General features: G+C 45.0%; 1 protein-coding gene. It reads left to right on the top strand.

All coding sequences use genetic code 11. From position 1 onward, the window contains the following. Positions 1-198 precede the first annotated feature (198 nt). On the top strand, positions 199-1,057 hold an 859-nt coding region (locus tag A3751_RS19095; RefSeq protein WP_156492633.1), incomplete at its 3' end, for a hypothetical protein.

Here is a 1,057-nt window from a genome sequence, read left to right as displayed (position 1 = left end):
ACTCAACGCGAGACTGGTGAAGACTGAGCGCACGGCCAAATAGACAAACTGCCGAGTTGAGTTGAGTTGAGACAAGCGTCGAGCAAGCGCGAATCAAAATAACCTGTATGCTATGTTTGTTCTCGCGCATGTTTCGGCAGAATCAGAGCGCGGCACGACAGCAAAAAACAACAATATAGAATGACTAGGTAGGTTCTTATGAAACACTCGCTTTGGATGACAGCAAAACTAGTAATCTTGTCCTGCATTGTTACCACCGGTTTTGTCTTCAGCAGCTACGCAACAACAAACTCCGAAAACCCGCCTCCAGCCATCAAAGAGCACGCTGAATACCTAGAACTGCAACACATGATGATTGAGACAGCCGGAGAATTTGATCGTTCGACGGGATTACACCGTTTTGTGCTGGGCTCGCGATATGTAAATGCTTTTTTTGAACAAAGAGAAAAACTCGCCTCGCTTTACCAAAACTACCAAAATGCCAAAGAGCCGGACCCAGTCTTAAAAAAGATTTTAATAGACATCGTTAACGAGCAGTCGACATCCATCAAATCGATCATTGAAAAAATCGACACGCTAAATGCGCAAGATAATGACAAGCAAGCCCAACTTGAAGCGCAAACGGATATATTAATCCATGAGCAAGTCGTTGCACGTCGCAATCGGATTCTTGATCAGTACCTTCAAGCCTTATTCGTGAACACGCAGTATCAACAAGGTCTCGATCTTGATCACACATCGGACGTCACCTACCTAGAACAAAAACTTCAAACCTATGCCCGTTATGCCGCAGATAGTGTTGAAGCGCTGCTTGATGCAAGAGAGAACTTTCTACGCGTTCTTGGATTTGCAAATGCCGACGTACAGACAGAAATCAATGACAAGCTTCAAGCACTAGAACACAAAAAAGTTGGTGCGATTGAGACCCTCGCCCAGCGCATTCAATTGATGAACAGTCTTAGTATGGACACTCAAGAACTCTCTCAGTTCTTGGTGATCGCCAGAGGAAAGCTATCAGGCGACTTACTAGACGCAGATATTATCGTTGGCTTGAGCG

The organism is Oleiphilus sp. HI0080 (genome assembly GCF_001635135.1).
Note: the sequence above shows the minus strand (reverse complement) of the source record. Positions and strands in the feature narration are given on the sequence as shown.